The 14,976-nt window shown below is 65.5% G+C and carries 15 protein-coding genes; 5 read left to right on the top strand and 10 right to left on the bottom strand.

Features of this window, described 5'->3' with window-relative positions; translation table 11 throughout:
- Window positions 1-12 precede the first annotated feature (12 nt).
- Genes purL through truA form a run of 9 tightly spaced genes read right to left on the bottom strand, consistent with a single transcriptional unit; the run spans window position 13 to window position 8,993 of the window.
- Entirely contained in the window at window positions 13-2,340 is a 2,328-nt protein-coding gene (gene purL, locus ACESNG_RS06685) for a phosphoribosylformylglycinamidine synthase subunit PurL (protein ID WP_373068304.1), read from the bottom strand.
- A complete protein-coding gene (gene purQ / locus ACESNG_RS06680) occupies window positions 2,337-3,041 on the bottom strand; it encodes a phosphoribosylformylglycinamidine synthase subunit PurQ (protein WP_373060557.1) in 705 nt (234 codons plus the stop codon). Before purQ ends, purL begins: the two co-directional genes overlap by 4 nt.
- Window positions 3,038-3,295, bottom strand: a complete 258-nt coding sequence (purS, locus tag ACESNG_RS06675) for a phosphoribosylformylglycinamidine synthase subunit PurS (RefSeq protein ID WP_373060558.1) — start codon at window positions 3,293-3,295, stop codon at window positions 3,038-3,040. The genes purQ and purS overlap by 4 nt, the downstream gene beginning before the upstream one ends.
- The gene (gene pssA / locus ACESNG_RS06670; RefSeq protein WP_373060559.1) at window positions 3,292-4,203 is read right to left on the bottom strand and encodes a CDP-diacylglycerol--serine O-phosphatidyltransferase; all 912 of its coding nucleotides are present in this window, start codon (window positions 4,201-4,203) and stop codon (window positions 3,292-3,294) included. Before pssA ends, purS begins: the two co-directional genes overlap by 4 nt.
- Complete coding sequence (locus tag ACESNG_RS06665) at window positions 4,200-4,376, bottom strand: hypothetical protein (protein WP_373060560.1); 177 nt, start codon at window positions 4,374-4,376, stop codon at window positions 4,200-4,202. The genes pssA and ACESNG_RS06665 overlap by 4 nt, the downstream gene beginning before the upstream one ends.
- Window positions 4,376-5,332, bottom strand: a complete 957-nt coding sequence (locus ACESNG_RS06660) for a phosphoribosylaminoimidazolesuccinocarboxamide synthase (protein ID WP_373060561.1) — start codon at window positions 5,330-5,332, stop codon at window positions 4,376-4,378. The genes ACESNG_RS06665 and ACESNG_RS06660 overlap by 1 nt, the downstream gene beginning before the upstream one ends.
- The gene (gene purB, locus ACESNG_RS06655) at window positions 5,329-6,768 is read right to left on the bottom strand and encodes an adenylosuccinate lyase (protein ID WP_373060562.1); all 1,440 of its coding nucleotides are present in this window, start codon (window positions 6,766-6,768) and stop codon (window positions 5,329-5,331) included. The genes ACESNG_RS06660 and purB overlap by 4 nt, the downstream gene beginning before the upstream one ends.
- Before the next feature lie 4 nt (window positions 6,769-6,772).
- Complete coding sequence (locus tag ACESNG_RS06650; protein WP_373060563.1) at window positions 6,773-8,227, bottom strand: trypsin-like peptidase domain-containing protein; 1,455 nt, start codon at window positions 8,225-8,227, stop codon at window positions 6,773-6,775.
- Complete coding sequence (gene truA, locus ACESNG_RS06645; RefSeq protein WP_373060564.1) at window positions 8,217-8,993, bottom strand: tRNA pseudouridine(38-40) synthase TruA; 777 nt, start codon at window positions 8,991-8,993, stop codon at window positions 8,217-8,219. Before truA ends, ACESNG_RS06650 begins: the two co-directional genes overlap by 11 nt.
- 104 nt (window positions 8,994-9,097) lie before the next feature.
- On the opposite strand from truA, the gene ACESNG_RS06640 reads away from it, so the two are divergent.
- Both ACESNG_RS06640 and trpD read left to right on the top strand, forming a co-directional pair.
- Complete coding sequence (locus ACESNG_RS06640) at window positions 9,098-10,408, top strand: GAF domain-containing protein (RefSeq protein ID WP_373060565.1); 1,311 nt, start codon at window positions 9,098-9,100, stop codon at window positions 10,406-10,408.
- Entirely contained in the window at window positions 10,398-11,456 is a 1,059-nt protein-coding gene (trpD, locus tag ACESNG_RS06635) for an anthranilate phosphoribosyltransferase (RefSeq protein WP_373060566.1), read from the top strand. The genes ACESNG_RS06640 and trpD overlap by 11 nt, the downstream gene beginning before the upstream one ends.
- On the opposite strand, the gene lexA is transcribed toward trpD, so the two are convergent.
- Window positions 11,450-12,058: a transcriptional repressor LexA gene (lexA, locus tag ACESNG_RS06630; RefSeq protein WP_373060567.1), complete on the bottom strand. Its 609-nt coding sequence runs from the start codon at window positions 12,056-12,058 to the stop codon at window positions 11,450-11,452. The two genes, trpD and lexA, sit on opposite strands and share 7 nt — an antisense overlap.
- An 88-nt stretch (window positions 12,059-12,146) precedes the next feature.
- Here lexA and ACESNG_RS06625 point away from each other — a divergent pair, with 88 nt between their 5' ends.
- The 3 genes from ACESNG_RS06625 to trpB are packed head-to-tail and all read left to right on the top strand — an operon-like array spanning window position 12,147 to window position 14,895.
- A complete protein-coding gene (locus tag ACESNG_RS06625) occupies window positions 12,147-12,992 on the top strand; it encodes an indole-3-glycerol-phosphate synthase (protein ID WP_373060568.1) in 846 nt (281 codons plus the stop codon).
- A 23-nt stretch (window positions 12,993-13,015) separates the two neighbouring features.
- Window positions 13,016-13,690 carry a hypothetical protein gene (locus ACESNG_RS06620; RefSeq protein ID WP_373068302.1) on the top strand — a complete coding sequence of 225 codons (675 nt, stop codon included), beginning with the start codon at window positions 13,016-13,018 and terminating at the stop codon, window positions 13,688-13,690.
- Window positions 13,687-14,895, top strand: coding sequence for a tryptophan synthase subunit beta (gene trpB / locus ACESNG_RS06615; protein WP_373060570.1), 1,209 nt, complete (start codon window positions 13,687-13,689; stop codon window positions 14,893-14,895). The genes ACESNG_RS06620 and trpB overlap by 4 nt, the downstream gene beginning before the upstream one ends.
- The last annotated feature ends 81 nt before the right edge of the window (window positions 14,896-14,976 follow it).

The following is a 14,976-nucleotide window of genomic DNA, read 5'->3' as shown; positions in this document are numbered from 1 at the left end:
GAAAACTCCCGATCAGTCGTTGGTAGGAGCGTGCGATGAGGCCACCGCATGCTCAGCCGGCGTCTCGCCATCCATGGCGAGCGGAATCGCCTCATGAAACGCCTTCGCGAGCCAATCCATCGGCGCCGAGAAGGTATCGTCTGAAATCGTGAAGTGCGCGCCGCTGTCCGCGGCGGTGACGGTGCCGATGATACGCGCCGGTACGCCGTGGCGCTGCGCGGTCTGCCGTACAGCGGCGCTGTCCGCCGTGGACACGACCACGCGTCCGTGGGCCTCACCAAACAAGAGCGCGCGGTGGGGCAGTGTGGCCCACGCCGACAGGTCGACGCGGAAGCCGAACACCCGGTCGCGATCTGCCATCGCGCACTCGGACAGTGCTACGGCCAGCCCGCCATCGCTACAGTCATGCGCCGAGCACACCACACCTCCGCGGATCGATTCCAGCAAGGCGTCGATCAGCGCACGTTCGCGCTTTGGGTCACAGACCGGCGGTTCGCCGATCGTCAGCCCGTGAATCGCCAGCAGGTACTCACTCGCCCCGAGTTCATCGGTGCAGTCGCCCAGCAACACGATGTCGTCGCCGGCCGTCTGGAATCCCGACGGCGTGACATGGGAGAGCGACTCGATGAGCCCCACCATACCGATCGTCGGCGTCGGATGAATGGCTCCTTGCGGGTTCTCGTTGTACAGCGACACGTTGCCGCCGGTCACCGGTGTCTCGAGCACGGTGCAGGCTTCGCCGATGCCGGCGATCACCTCGCTCAGCTGGAAGTACACTTCCGGCTTCTTCGGATTACCGAAGTTGAGGTTGTTGGTGATGGCCATTGGTCGCGCGCCGGTGCACGCCACATTGCGCGCGGCCTCGGAGACAGCCGCCCGACCGCCGTTGCGCGGCGACAGCGCCACGTGCCGGCCGTTGCCATCGATACAGAGCGCGATGGCCTTGTCGGTACCGCGGAGCTTCACCACGGCGGCATCGCTGCCGGGACCGCGCATGGTGCTCGTACGCACCGTGGAGTCGTACTGCTGCCACACCCACTTCTTGCTCGCGATCGTCGGCGATGAGAGCAAGCGCTCCAACGTCCACGCATGATCGCGTTCTTCGGCAAGCGCAACGACGGCGTGGGCTGATCGTGCACGCGCCGCCTTCAGCGCTTCGCTTTCTTTCGGCTCGAGCACGTACTGTGGGCACTCGGTCACCAGGCGCGACCCGGGGAATTCCGCCACCACGCGGTCGCCTTCGGTCACGCGGTACACCGGATCGGCGATGACTTCCCCGATCACGGCGGCCTCCAGATCCCACTTGGCTAGGATCGCGCGCACATCGTCCTCATGCCCGAGCTTCGCGACGACAAGCATGCGTTCCTGCGATTCCGACAGCAGAATCTCGTACGGCGTCATGCCCTGTTCGCGCACCGGCACCTTCGTCACGTCGATCGTGACCCCGACATCGCCGCGCTCGGCCATCTCGGCCGACGACGACGTGAGACCGGCCGCGCCCATGTCCTGAATCGCGACGATGTGTCCGCTGCGAATCAACTCGAGCGACGCCTCCAGCAACAACTTCTCGGTGAACGGATCGCCAACCTGCACCATGGGGCGCTTGGCTTCACTCGCCGCCGAGAGATCTTCGGAGGCGAACGACGCGCCGTGGATACCATCACGACCGGTGCGCGCACCAACCGCCATGATCGGATTACCGACACCCGATGCTACGGCGGTGATCAGCTCGCTCTCGCGCATGAGGCCGACGCACATCGCGTTCACCAGAGGATTGCCTTCGTACGACGGGTCGAACACGACCTCGCCGCCAACCGTCGGAACACCGACACAATTGCCGTAGTCGCCGATGCCTTTCACGACGCCGGCGAAGAGCCAACGTACGCGGCTCGATGTGAGCGGCCCGAAACGCAGCGAGTTGAGCAGCGCAATCGGCCGCGCGCCCATCGTGAACACGTCACGCAGAATGCCGCCGACGCCGGTGGCCGCGCCCTGATACGGCTCGACGGCCGACGGGTGATTGTGCGATTCGATCTTGAACGCGACGGCCCATCCGTCACCGACGGAGATGACACCGGCATTCTCACCCGGTCCCTGGAGGACCCACGGCGCCTTGGTCGGCAGGGTCTTCAGCATCGGACGCGAATGCTTGTACGAGCAATGCTCGCTCCACAACGCGCTCACCACGCCAAGCTCGGTAAACGTCGGCGTGCGGCCGAGCATCGCCAGCAGGCGCTCGTACTCGAACTCCGTGATGCCGTGTTCGGCAACCATCGCCGGCGTGATCACCGGATCGCCCGGACGAGATTCAACGGGACGGGCGTAGGACGCGGCGGTCATGCTTTCACCTCGGCGAGCATCGATTCCAGGATTGACGCGAACAAGGGTACGCCGTCGGTCGACCCGAGCGTCGTGTCGAGTGCGCGCTCTGGATGCGGCATCATACCCAGCACGTTCCGCGCTGCGTTGACGATGCCGGCGATGTTACGCAGCGAGCCGTTCGGATTTGCCGACGCCGAGGACTCGCCGTCGGTGTCGACGTAGCGGAACACGACACGCCCATCGCCTTCGAGGCGGGCCAGCGTGTCGGCATCCGCCGTAAAGCGACCGTCGCCGTGAGCCACGGGAATGGAGATGACCTGACCGATGTGATACTGCGACGTAAAACGGGTCGCGATCGAGTCGACGCGCAGCCGCGCCGGTGCACTGACGAAGCGCAAGCTCGCATTACGCAGAAGGGCACCGGGAAGCAGGCCGGCCTCGCACGCGATCTGAAATCCGTTGCAGATGCCGAGCACCGGCCCACCGCGCTTGGCGAACGCAATGACTTCCTGCATGATCGGGCTGAAGCGCGCAATGGCTCCTGCTCGCAGGTAATCACCATAGCTGAAACCACCGGGGAGGATGACGAGATCCACGTTCTGGAGGTCGTGATCCTTGTGCCAGAGGTACACGGCGTCCTGGCCAAGGTGATCAGCGATCGCGTGGAAGGCATCCTCGTCGCAATTCGAACCGGGAAAGCGAACGATACCGGCCTTCACGCGTGCTCCACTGAGGCGATCTCGAAGTCTTCGGTGACCGGATTGGCCAGCAGCTTCTCGCACATGGCCGTGATGCGCGCGCGGGCGGCATCGGCGGTCGTCGCTTCGGTCTCGACGATCACGTGGCGTCCGACGCGCACGTCACTCACGTCGGCGAAGCCAAGTGAATGGAGTGCGTCGGCGACCGCCTTGCCTTGGGGATCGAGGATCCCGCGACGCGGAACAATGTGGATGGCGCAGCGGAAACGGGTCATGCCAAGGGCTCCTCGCGACCGGCGTCCGGCGCGATGTTCGGTCGTGAAGGACGACGGCGTCGACGACGGCGTCGGGCATCGAGGGGTACGTCGAATTCATCATCGGTCGCGTCGTCATCCTCACGCGCGCTGGGAATGCGATCGAGCAACCCGAGAAAGACGGTGCGGCCGATGCCATAGAGCACATAGGCCATCAGGGCGGGGAAGAAGAACTTCTTGGGCAGGAAGATCACGCCCACGAAGGTGCCGACGACCAACAGAAATCCGAGGATGCCATTGATCGTGCGGAAGTTCACCGTCGGCACCTTCGCATACTGCACATTGCTGATCATCAGCATGCCCAGTCCGAGCATCACCCACCGTAGCATCTGGTGCCACGGCAGATCACCGATCATGGTTTCGGTGTACAGCGGCGTCTGACTGAACCAGTAATACGTCGCGAGCGTCATGCCGGCGGCGGGACTGGGCAACCCGGTGAAGTGCGTATTCTTCGTGCCGGCCTGTTCGACGTTGAAGCGTGCCAGACGCATGACGGCGCAGGCTGTGAAGAAGAAGCAGAAGATCCAATCCCACCGTGTGCTCTGGAACACGGCGAAGTACATGATCAGCGCCGGCGCGGTGCCGAATGAAATGGCGTCGACCAGCGAATCGAGTTCCTCGCCGAATCGCGAACCTGATTTCGTCGCACGTGCAATGCGACCGTCGAGCGTATCCGCTATCGCGCCGAACACGATGAATCGTGCGGCCGCGTCGAAGTCGCCACGCGATGCCGCCACGATGGCAAAGATGCCGAAGAACAGGTTGGCGAGCGTGAAGCCGTTGGGGAGGGCCACCGCGACGCCAGGGCGCGGCCGGCGTGGGCGCTCAGCGCCATCGGTGCCGGTTCCACGCGTTTCCGGACGGGTCATGTGGGCATTCCGACTGGTGTACGGTAGACCCACGCCACGGATAGGGCGACCAGCATCAGGACGAATCCGGCAAGCCACAACGGCCACGAGCGGAAGCGCAGCGCGGTCGCAAACGTCAGGACGGCCAGTCCGGCGGCGCTGAGCAGTAGCGAATAACCCTCACGCGCGAACATCAAACGACATCCTGAGGAAGTCCCAACTGCACCAGGTCCATCGGCGCTCCCGTGAGTCGCGTGAAGGCATCGCGATAGCGAAGGCTGGTCGCCCGAATGATCTCGTCCGGCAGCGTCGGGGCCGGCGCGTCACCACTCCATCGCTCCGCGCGCCGTTCCGCATCGAGCCAGTCCCGCAGAGGTTGCTTGTCGAAGCTCGGTTGACCGCGCCCTGGTGTGTAGCTCTCCGCCGACCAGAATCGCGAGCTATCGGGCGTGAGCACCTCATCGATCAGCAGCAAGCGTCCTTCACGCCAGCCGAACTCGAACTTCGTATCGGCCACGATGATGCCACGCGGTTCGGCGGCGGCGCGTCCGAATTCGTACACTGTCCGAGCCAGTCGCTCGAGCGCCGCGGCGGTATCGGCACCCACCGCTGCGACCACACTGCTGATCGTGATGTTTTCGTCGTGTCCGGTCTCTGCCTTGGTCGCGGGGCTGAAGATCGGCGGATCGAGGCGATCACTCTCATGCAACCCAACGGCCAGGGCTTCGCCGGCCAGCGTGCCGTGTCCCTGATACTCTTTCCACGCCGAGCCGGTGATATAGCCGCGGATCACGCACTCGATCGGCACGACATCGGCGCGTACACACAACATGCTGCGGCCGGCGAGCGCCTCGCGATACGGGGCGAGCGCCGGGACCTCGCGCACGATCTCGTCGGTGTCGGCGGACAGCAGATGATGCTCGACCACGCCCGACAATTGCGACAACCACCACGCGGTGAGTTGCGTAAGTACCGCGCCCTTGTACGGAATCGCCTCGTTCATCACGACGTCGAACGCGCTGATGCGATCAGTCGTCACCAACAGCAGACGATCGTCGTCCACCGCATACACGTCGCGCACTTTCCCCCGACGAAGCAGCGGCAGCGGTAGCGACGTCTCGATCATCGCCGTGGGAAGGCCCTCGCTCATACGCGCACCTCTTCCACTTCGACGCCAGCGCGCGCACGCGCGAGCCACGGCGCAACGTGCTCGTCGAGGAATTCCATCACCTGCTCAGGCGAACGACCGACGAAACGCTTCGGCTCGGTCACGGCCTGCAAGTCCTCGAGCGCGATGCCGAACGCCGGATCAGCGGCGAGCCGTTCCAGCATATCGTTTCGGGGCGCGCCATCTTTCACGGCGCGCGCCGCCTCGATGCTGTGGCCGCGAATGAGCTCGTGGGCCTCCTGGCGATCACCGCCGGCGCGCACGAACCGCACGATGATCTCCTCGGTCGCCATGAACGGTAGTTCGTCATCGACGCGACGACGAATTCGGGCCGGATGCACCTCGAGTCCGCGCACCACGTTCTGCATCAACACCAGAATCGCGTCGGTGGCGAGAAAAGATTCAGGAATCACCAGACGACGGTTCGCGGAGTCGTCGAGCGTGCGCTCGAAGTACTGCACGGCATGCGTTTGATTCGCGTTGGGCTCCAACGACAATACGAACCGCGCGAGCGACGCCATCCGCTCCGAGCGCATCGGGTTCCGCTTGTACGCCATGGCGGATGACCCGATCTGATTCTTCTCAAACGGCTCTTCGATTTCGCCGAACGCCTGCAACATGCGAATGTCGCCGGAGAACTTCGACGCCGTGGCTGCGATGCCGGCAACCACGCTCAGCACCTGCGCATCCACTTTCCGGGAGTAGGTCTGGCCACTCACGGGAATCGACGCTGTAAAGCCCATGCGCGTCGTCACGAGCCGATCGAGCTCGCGGACCTTCGCGTGATCACCGTCGAACAGCGAGAGAAAGCTCGCCTGCGTTCCGGTCGTCCCCTTCACTCCGCGGAAGGGCAACTGGGCGATGCGGTACTCCAGATCCTCGAGATCGAGCAGGATGTCCTGCATCCACAGCGTCGCGCGCTTGCCGACCGTCGTGAGCTGCGCCGGCTGCAGGTGCGTGTAACCCAAGGCCGGCTCATCCTTCCACTCTCGTGCAAACACGCCGAGGGCGTCGAGCGCGTCGAGCAGCTTCTCGCGCAGCAGGTGCAGCCCGCGGCGCATGAGAATCAGCTCGGCGTTGTCCGTGACGAAGCAGCTCGTAGCACCGAGATGAATGAATTTCCTCGCCGCCGGGGCAACATCACCGAACGCGTGTACGTGCGCCATGACATCATGACGGAACTTCTTCTCGTAGACGGCGACCGCGTCGAAGTCGATGTCGTTCAGATGCGCACGCATCTCCTCGATCGCGGCGTCAGGAATCGCGATACCAAGACTCTGCTGCGCTTCAGCCAGGGCGAGCCAGAGCTGGCGCCAGAGGCCGTACCGCATCTGCGGGCCCCACAGCGTGAGCATGGCGCGCGATGCGTAGCGGTCGGCGAGCGGGGAGGAATACGAAGTGCGGTCGGGTGCGGTCACGGAATCAGCGGAGAGAGAACGACGTCTGGAGATATTGGCGATTACGCTCGAAAACCACGTACACGGGACCGCGCGCGCCGTACCGGTCGATGGCCGCAGACGCCGCCTCGGCCGAATTCACGCGCGACTGTCCCACTTGCACGATCACATCGCCGTCCTGCAATCCGATCTCGTCGCGAATCCGATCGGATACGCGATAGACCAGTGCGCCGGCATTCGAAGCCACCCCCCGTTCCTGGCGGATCACATCGGTGAGCGACACCAGCTGCAGCTCGCGCAGCACGGTGACCTTGGGTGCGCTCACTTCCGGCGCGTCAGCCACCTGCAGCGTAACACGCAATTCGCGGCCGCCACGGCGCACCGTCACCGGCAGCTGCTCGCCGACACGCAGGTCGAGCAGACGCGCTTCCCAGTCAAACGGATTCTTCACGGGGCGCGTACCGGCGGCGATCACCTGATCACCGGCGCGCACACCGGCCCGATCTGCCGGCGAGCCGGGCACCACCCGTGCGACGATCGCGCCGACCGCTGCGGCTTCACGCGCGCTTTGCACATCGGGCGTCTGCAGTCGAATGCCGACCCACGGCTGACGCACGGCGCCATGGTCGAGCAGGTCTTCCACGATGCGCTTCGTGCGATCGATCGGGATCGCGAAGCCGAGTCCAACGGACCCACCACTTGGCGAGTAGATCGAGCTGTTGACACCGACCACTTCGCCCAACGCGTTCACCAGCGGCCCGCCGGAGTTTCCGGGGTTGATCGCCGCGTCGGTCTGAATCATGTCGACGTAGATACCGCCACCGTCGCCGCGACCGGCCAAATTGCGGCCCACCGCGCTGACGACGCCGACCGACACGCTGGGCTCACTGTTGCCGAGGACGAATCCGAACGGGTTGCCGATCGCGATCGACCACTCGCCCACAATCAACGTCGATGAACTGCCCAACGGCGCAACCGGCAAATCCTTCGCCTTGATGCGTACCACCGCGAGGTCGTTCGTTTCATCGATCCCGACCACCGTGGCATCGTACGAGGTGCCGTCGCGCATGCCGATAGACACTTTCGTGGCGCCCGAGATGACATGTGCGTTGGTGACGATGATGCCATCACTGCGCACCACGAACCCGGAGCCGATGCCCGCGTTGCGGCGTTCGCCCGTGCGTCCGCCCATGAAGTACTCGAAGAAGTCGACCGGTACCTTTTGCACCGTCTCCGTCTGCACGGTGACGACGGCCGGAGCAACGCGCTCGACCGCGGCCGTGATGGCGGTCCGCCGCGAGGCATCGATGGACTGCGCCGGGACCGGACCGACCGGCTTGGTGGGGCCGGGCGGCAGCGTGCGGGCCTGCGCGTTCGACGTGCTGGGGTTGGCTCCCTCGCAGCCGACGAGCGCCAGAGAGAGCAGCAGCGTGAGCGTGGAACGCTGCACCATCACCGGGATCCACGAGTCACGAGGCATCGATGTAGAGCTCGGCCGGATACCTAACCTCACGCAGCGAGAGACCCTGAGCCGGCGCTGGAGCCGGCGTCCCCGAATTGTCGGGCGCGACGAGCAACCGCGCGATCGTACCGCGCGGACGACGCCCCTGCGCCACTTCAACCATCGTTCCAACTAAAAAACGCACCATGTGATGGAGAAAACGGTTCGCCGCAACTTCGAACACCCAGCCGCCGTCGCGCTCGACCCACCGGGCATGCTGTATGATGCAGCGGTGGTGATCATCGACGGGCGCCGTGTGCGCGACAGCGAACGCACGGAACGTGTGTTCACCCAACACACTCTCGGCTTCGCCCTGGAGCGCTGACGGATCGAGCGGGTGGCGGACCGCCCACTCGTACCGCCGACGGAACGGGGACCGTGCCCCCTCGTCCGTTCCGATAAGATAACTGTATCGACGGGCGATCGCGCTTCGGCGTGGGTGGAATTCGGGGGCCATCCGGTGCGACTCCGCGACCCAGATATCGCTGGGTAGGATGGCATTCATGGCCCGGCGAAGGGTCTCTGGATTCCAGCGCTCCGGGACGCGTACGCCAACGCCTTGTCCATGCGCGTGGACCCCCGCGTCGGTCCGGCCGGCACCGAGGGCCGGAACAGCGGTCGCGCAGAGGCGCGCCAAGGCCACTTCCATGTCGCCTTGCACGGTGCGGACGACGGGCTGACGCTGCCAGCCGGCGAAGCGCCCCCCGTCATACTGCGTTACCAGGAGGATCGGTCGCGGGTCCATGACAGGGGGAAGCTAGGCACCAGAGGCGTTCGCTTCAACTGATGCGAGTTCAAAGGCGCTCGACTATTGCGCTGTCGCGTCCGCCGACGTTTCCTCCACACGCCATGCCTCCTCGCTCACTTGCCTCGCTGGCGTACGCGCTGTCCGCCACATCCGATCTCGACGGTGCCCTTATCGCTCTCGGTGAGTGTCTCGCCGAGTTGGACCGCGGCGCGTCGGTCGCGCTGATACAGTATGACGCCCGGCGCGATATGCTTCGCGACCGGCTCACACCCATCGGCGCGCAGGTCGTCCGCACATCGATGGAGACAACGTTCGATCATCTCCCAGAGGCCGCTCGTGCCAAGATTCTGGCGGGTGGGCCCTTTGTGGATGTAAATGATCGGTCGGCTGACTACGCACGGCTGTGCGGGTTCACGGCGGCGCTCGACGGCGGGATCCTCGCCGTGCGTGGCCTCAAAGTAGAGGGCCTGCTGGGTGCCGTGCTGGCGCTCTATGAGCCCCGCAAGATCTTCGGCACGCGCACGACCGAGCGGCTGGCACCGGCCGTGGCGCTCTTCGACCTGGCCTATGTGCGCCTCGCCGAGCGGGACGCCCGTGAAGAGGCGGTGCGGACGCTCGAGGACGTAACGCAGCGCGTGCACGGGGAATACGTGCGCAAGCTCACGGCCCTGGAGGCCGAGCTGCGCGAGGTTCGCAACACGCCTGCGAACATCGCCGCGCTCAACCCAGCGGAGGCCATTGCCATACAGGCCGACTCGGCACGGTCCGGTGAGGAAGCCCGTCGGTCGCTACGACGGGCGGAACTCGCCGACCAACAACTGACGTCTGCGGTGGGGCAACTCGAGCAGGCCCACGTCGAGCTGCATCGCCGCAGCGAAGCTCTTCGGCAACGCACACGCACGCTGTATCTGCTCGACCGCGCGCTTTCGCTCGATGCCGAGACCACAGATGCCCGGAAACTGGTGGACGGATTGCTGGCGTTGGTGGGCGATGACATGCAAGCACAGCGGTGCTCCCTCATGCTGCGAGCGCCGGAGCCCGACTATCTCTACCTCGCCGCCGCGCGCGGCATCGCGCCGAATATTGTGGAGGGTATGCGCATCCGTATCGGCGAAGGCGTCGCGGGACGCGTGGCAGCCGCGCGGGAGCCGCTGCTGGTGCAAGACGTCCGGGAAGCGTCGCAGCATCCACTGCTTCGTGACCAGTATTTCACCACCGGAAGCTTCATCAGTTTCCCGCTCGTCTATCACGATGAACTGGTCGGCGTGCTCAATCTCACTAACCGGGCGCAGCGCGGCATCTACACCGACGAGGACGTCGAGCGTGTACGACTGCTCGGCCTGGTGATTTCCCTCATCATGACGCGGAATACGCTTGCGGACCGTCTGCTCGAGGCGATCAATGTCCACTGAGTCGTTGAGCCTCGCGATTCGGCGTCTGGCCGCTCATGAGTCGCTCGACGCCGATGAGGTGCGGAGCGCGTTCGGAGTCATCATGCGCGGCGAAGGCACGCCGGTGCAGGTGGCGGCGCTCCTGATGGCGCTGCGGGTCAAGGGCGAGACGCCGGCCGAAGTGGCCGGCGTGGTCGAGGCGCTACGCGAAGCCATGATCGTACTTTCGGCCGACCGTCCCGACGAGTTGGTCGATACGTGCGGAACCGGCGGCGGCTCGCTGACCACGTTCAACATCTCCACGGCGGCGGCACTGGTCGCCGCGGGTATGGGGGTGCGCGTCGCAAAGCACGGCAATCGGTCATTCACCTCCCGGTCAGGCAGTGCCGACGTGCTCGAGGCGCTTGGGGTGATCATCGATACGACGCCGGCGGCGATGGCGGCCACGTTGGCCGACGCCGGCATCGTGTTCATGTTCGCGCCGCTGATGCACCCCGCACTTCGCCACGTCGGCCCGGTGCGCCGTGAACTCGCGGTGCCGACGGTGATGAACATCGTGGGTCCGCTCGCGAACCCGGCGCGCGCCGGTCGTCAGGTCGTCGGTGTGGCCGAACTTGCGCGCCTCGAACTACTCGCCGATACGCTGTTGGCACTGGGTACCATTCGGGCGATGGTGGTTCATGGGGAGCCGGGACTGGACGAAATCTCGCCCCTCGGCCCCACGCATGTGACCGAAGTGCGCGACGGGCGCACGGCGTCGTGGACGATCGATCCCGCCGCCCACGGAATCTCTGGGATTGCGCTCGACGATCTGGTCGGCGGTGATCCCGCTCACAATGCGGCGCTGATCGAGACCGTGCTCAGCGGCGGTGGTTCGCATGGGGCGCAATCCGCCGTGCTGCTGAACGCCGCGGCCGCGCTGTATGTCAGCCGTGACGACAGGAGTTATGCTTACGCGGTCGAGCTGACGCGGCGGGCGATGGCAGACGGGGTCGGCCTCGCCGCGCTGCAGCGACTGCGCCGCGCGTCGCACGCGACCCGCCGCGCGGCGGGTCGCACCGGTCAGTAGCGGCGTAGCACGCCGACCACGATGCCTTGAATGCGCACATCGTCTTCGTGCACGAACAGGGGGGACATCGTTTCGTTGGCCGGCTGCAGGCGAATGCGTCCGTCTCGCTCGCGATAGTAGCGCTTGACCGTGGCACCGGACCCGTCGAGCATCGCGATCACCATCTCACCGTTGTCCGCCGCATTCCGATCGTTGATGACGACGTAGTCGCCGTCCTTGATCTGCTCCTCGATCATCGAGTCGCCGCGCACCTTCAGGACGTAATGACTACCGCTGCGCCGCAGGAAACCATCCGGCACCGACATCGTTTCACCCGTATGCATCGCCTCGATCGGTGCACCGGCCGCAACGGAGCCGAGCAACGGGAGCTCTACGGAACGTTGAAACAGCTCGGAGGGCAGGATCTCGATGGCGCGACTCTCGTTGTACGAGCGCTTGATGTAGCCTTTGCGTTCGAGGTTGGTGAGGTGCTCGTGCACCGTTGCCAGCGAGTTATAGTTGAATCGCGATGCGATCTCTTCGAAACTCGGGGCGTATCCGTTCTCTTCGTTGTAGCCGGAGAGAAAAGACAGGATTTCCCGCTGTCGCTTGGTGAGCGGCATGGTTGCTCCACGAAAGGGGACCTACAGAGTCGGCCCCCGAATGCAGGCCGAATCCACCAAACGCCACGCTAACCGAACACAGGCCGAAGTGCAAGCATTTTCTTCACGACTGGTGTGGACCTTCCCGTCCGGGACGCTCGGCGAGCTCACGCGCGCGGCCCATGAACGGGCCAACCTCGTTCGATCCACGCTGCCCGACCTGCGGAGCGCGGCCCGCGATATGCCGCCCGCGCCCTTGGCGGCCGAGGCCTTTGCCACCGCCCTTCGCGGTCCGGCGATTCGGGTAATCGCCGAGGTCAAGCGTGCCTCCCCGTCGAAGGGAGCGATCAACGCCGGCATCGATGCTGCATCACAGGCCGCGCACTATGCCGCCGGCGGCGCCGCGGCCATTTCCGTGCTGACCGAACCCACGCGCTTCGGCGGGTCGCTCGACGACCTCTCGGCCGTGGCCGCGCGGGTGGGAGTGCCGGCCATTCGCAAGGACTTCCTGGTCCATCCCGTCCAACTCTGGGAGGCGCGGGTTCGCGGCGCCACCGCCGCGCTGTTGATCGTACGCGCGCTCTCACCGGACGAGCTGCCGATGTTGATGGACGCCGCCCGCGAATGCGGCTTGGCGACGCTCGTGGAAATCCGCAACGAGGCGGAGCTCGAACGCGCACTCGCGGTTGGGGCCACGGTGATCGGGGTGAACAATCGAAACCTTGAAACGCTCACCATCGACCCTGCCACGGCCCCCGCGCTGATCCCACGGATTCCGGTGCATTGTGTGGCCGTGGCCGAGAGTGGCATGCAGCACGCGCACGATGTCACGCCCTCGGCCCTCGCGGGTGCCGATGCGATTCTCGTGGGCAGCGCCATCTCCGCGTCGGCCGATCCAGCGGCGGCGGTGCGCGCGCTCTCCGGGATCGCTCGGTCGACCACGGCGCGCCGGTGATGCCGGAGGACGCAACGGGCCACGTGCGGACCGCGACCATCGCGGTCAAGATCTGCGGGCTGACGCGCGTCGGTGATGCCGCGCACGCGGCGCACACCGGGGCGGCCTACCTGGGTGCAATCATGGCCGGTGGTCCCCGACTGCTCACGTTGGATCGGGCCCGTGCCGTGCTGGGCCCGCGCCGTCACGATGTGCAGCGCGTCGTCGTGTTCGGCGAGCAGCATCTTGATGAAGTAATCGTCATGGTGAGAGCGCTCGATCTCGACATCGCGCAGATGCACGGTACGTGCACGCCGGACGTCATCGAAACTATTCGGCGTGAGACCGGGCGAGCGGTGTGGCCGGTACTGCGCGTCGCCGGAACTACCTTACCCGATGGTGCCGCGGCGCTCGCCGCCGCGGCCGGAGTGGTGGTGCTCGATACCCATGTGCTGGGGCAGCTCGGAGGTACCGGCGTCGCATTGGACTGGTCTGGACTTCAGCATGCCGTTCTCGCGCTTCGCGCGTCTGTACCAGGGGTACGTGTCGTCCTCGCTGGTGGCTTACGTCCGGCGAACGTGATCGACGCCGTCCGATTGCTTTCTCCTGACGTCGTCGACGTATCTTCAGGAGTGGAGTCCGTGACGGGTGTCAAGGATCCGGTGTTGGTCGAACAGTTCGTCGCGGCCGTACGGTCGGCCGCAGGAATACAGCGATGACCATGGTGGATACGGCGACCGGCGCGATCGCGTCGAAGGATCGTTTTGGCCCGTTCGGTGGACGGTATGTTCCGGAAACGCTGATCCCGGCGCTGGATGCGCTCGAGGCGGCGTTCGAGGAGACGCGTCACGATGCGGCGTTTCAGGCTGAGCTCGACGCGTTGCTCCGCGAGTACGTGGGACGTCCGACCGCGCTCTCGTTCGCGCCGCGTTTGAGCGCGCGCATCGGCGCGCCGGTGTGGATGAAGCGCGAAGATCTCTGCCACACGGGTGCACACAAGATCAACAATACGGTTGGGCAAGCGATGCTGGCGCGTGTGATGGGAAAGCGCCGCATCATCGCCGAAACCGGTGCCGGCCAGCACGGCGTGGCCACGGCCACGATCTGCGCGCGCTTCGGCCTCGAGTGCGTCGTGTACATGGGCGAAGAGGACATGCAGCGTCAGGCGCTCAACGTGTTCCGCATGGGCCTCCTGGGCGCCAAGGTCGTTCCGGTGTTGTCGGGTACTCGCACGCTCAAGGATGCGACCACGGAAGCGATCCGCGATTGGGTGGGGTCGGTAAACGACAGCCACTACATCATCGGATCGGTAGTTGGGCCGGCACCGTATCCGCGCATGGTGCGCGAGTTCCAGTCGGTCATCGGGCGTGAAGCACGGGCGCAGATGTTGGCGCGCGCGGGCGCGCTGCCGAAGACGGTCGTGGCGTGCGTCGGTGGCGGATCGAACGCGATGGGGATCTTCGCCGGATTCGTGGACGATGCCGCTGTGGAACTCGTCGGTGTCGAAGCGGCGGGTGAAGGACTCCACACCGAGCGTCACAGCGCGTCGATCACTCGCGGGACGCCTGGTGTACTGCACGGGTCGCTCAGCTACCTCCTACAAGATGCGAACGGACAGGTGCACCCGGCGCATAGCATATCGGCCGGACTGGACTATCCCGGCGTCGGCCCGGAGCATGCGTGGATGCACGACACCGGTCGCGCCGAGTACGTATCGGTCGACGACACCGAAGCGCTTCGTGGTGTGGCGTTGTTGAGCCGGCTCGAGGGCATTATCCCGGCGCTCGAGACCGCGCATGCGGTCGCGTGGATCGAGCGCGAAGCGGGACGCTGGTCGGAACAGGAGCCGGTGCTGCTGTGCGTCAGTGGCCGCGGTGACAAGGACATCGGCACGATCAATCAGTACACGCTGCCCGAGGTATGACACCGACGGGGCACGAGGTGACGGCGTCGCCGCCAGCGGGGGCGGCGATCGCGGTAACGGCGATCGCGGTAACGGCGATCG

Source organism: Gemmatimonas sp. (genome assembly GCF_041689975.1).
Classification (GTDB): domain Bacteria; phylum Gemmatimonadota; class Gemmatimonadetes; order Gemmatimonadales; family Gemmatimonadaceae; genus Gemmatimonas.
The sequence above is the reverse complement of the archived record's forward strand: the minus strand, read 5'-3'. Positions and strand labels throughout refer to the sequence as shown.

Coding starts and splice junctions, on each gene's coding strand:
- purL (WP_373068304.1), bottom strand. CDS start 2,340: ATGACCGCCGCGTCCTACGCCCGTCCCGTTGAATCTCGTCCGGGCGAT.
- purS (WP_373060558.1), bottom strand. CDS start 3,295: ATGACCCGTTTCCGCTGCGCCATCCACATTGTTCCGCGTCGCGGGATC.
- pssA (WP_373060559.1), bottom strand. CDS start 4,203: ATGACCCGTCCGGAAACGCGTGGAACCGGCACCGATGGCGCTGAGCGC.
- ACESNG_RS06665 (WP_373060560.1), bottom strand. CDS start 4,376: ATGTTCGCGCGTGAGGGTTATTCGCTACTGCTCAGCGCCGCCGGACTG.
- ACESNG_RS06660 (WP_373060561.1), bottom strand. CDS start 5,332: ATGAGCGAGGGCCTTCCCACGGCGATGATCGAGACGTCGCTACCGCTG.
- ACESNG_RS06650 (WP_373060563.1), bottom strand. CDS start 8,227: ATGCCTCGTGACTCGTGGATCCCGGTGATGGTGCAGCGTTCCACGCTC.
- truA (WP_373060564.1), bottom strand. CDS start 8,993: ATGGACCCGCGACCGATCCTCCTGGTAACGCAGTATGACGGGGGGCGC.
- ACESNG_RS06640 (WP_373060565.1), top strand. CDS start 9,098: ATGCCTCCTCGCTCACTTGCCTCGCTGGCGTACGCGCTGTCCGCCACA.
- trpD (WP_373060566.1), top strand. CDS start 10,398: ATGTCCACTGAGTCGTTGAGCCTCGCGATTCGGCGTCTGGCCGCTCAT.
- lexA (WP_373060567.1), bottom strand. CDS start 12,058: ATGCCGCTCACCAAGCGACAGCGGGAAATCCTGTCTTTTCTCTCCGGC.
- trpB (WP_373060570.1), top strand. CDS start 13,687: ATGACCATGGTGGATACGGCGACCGGCGCGATCGCGTCGAAGGATCGT.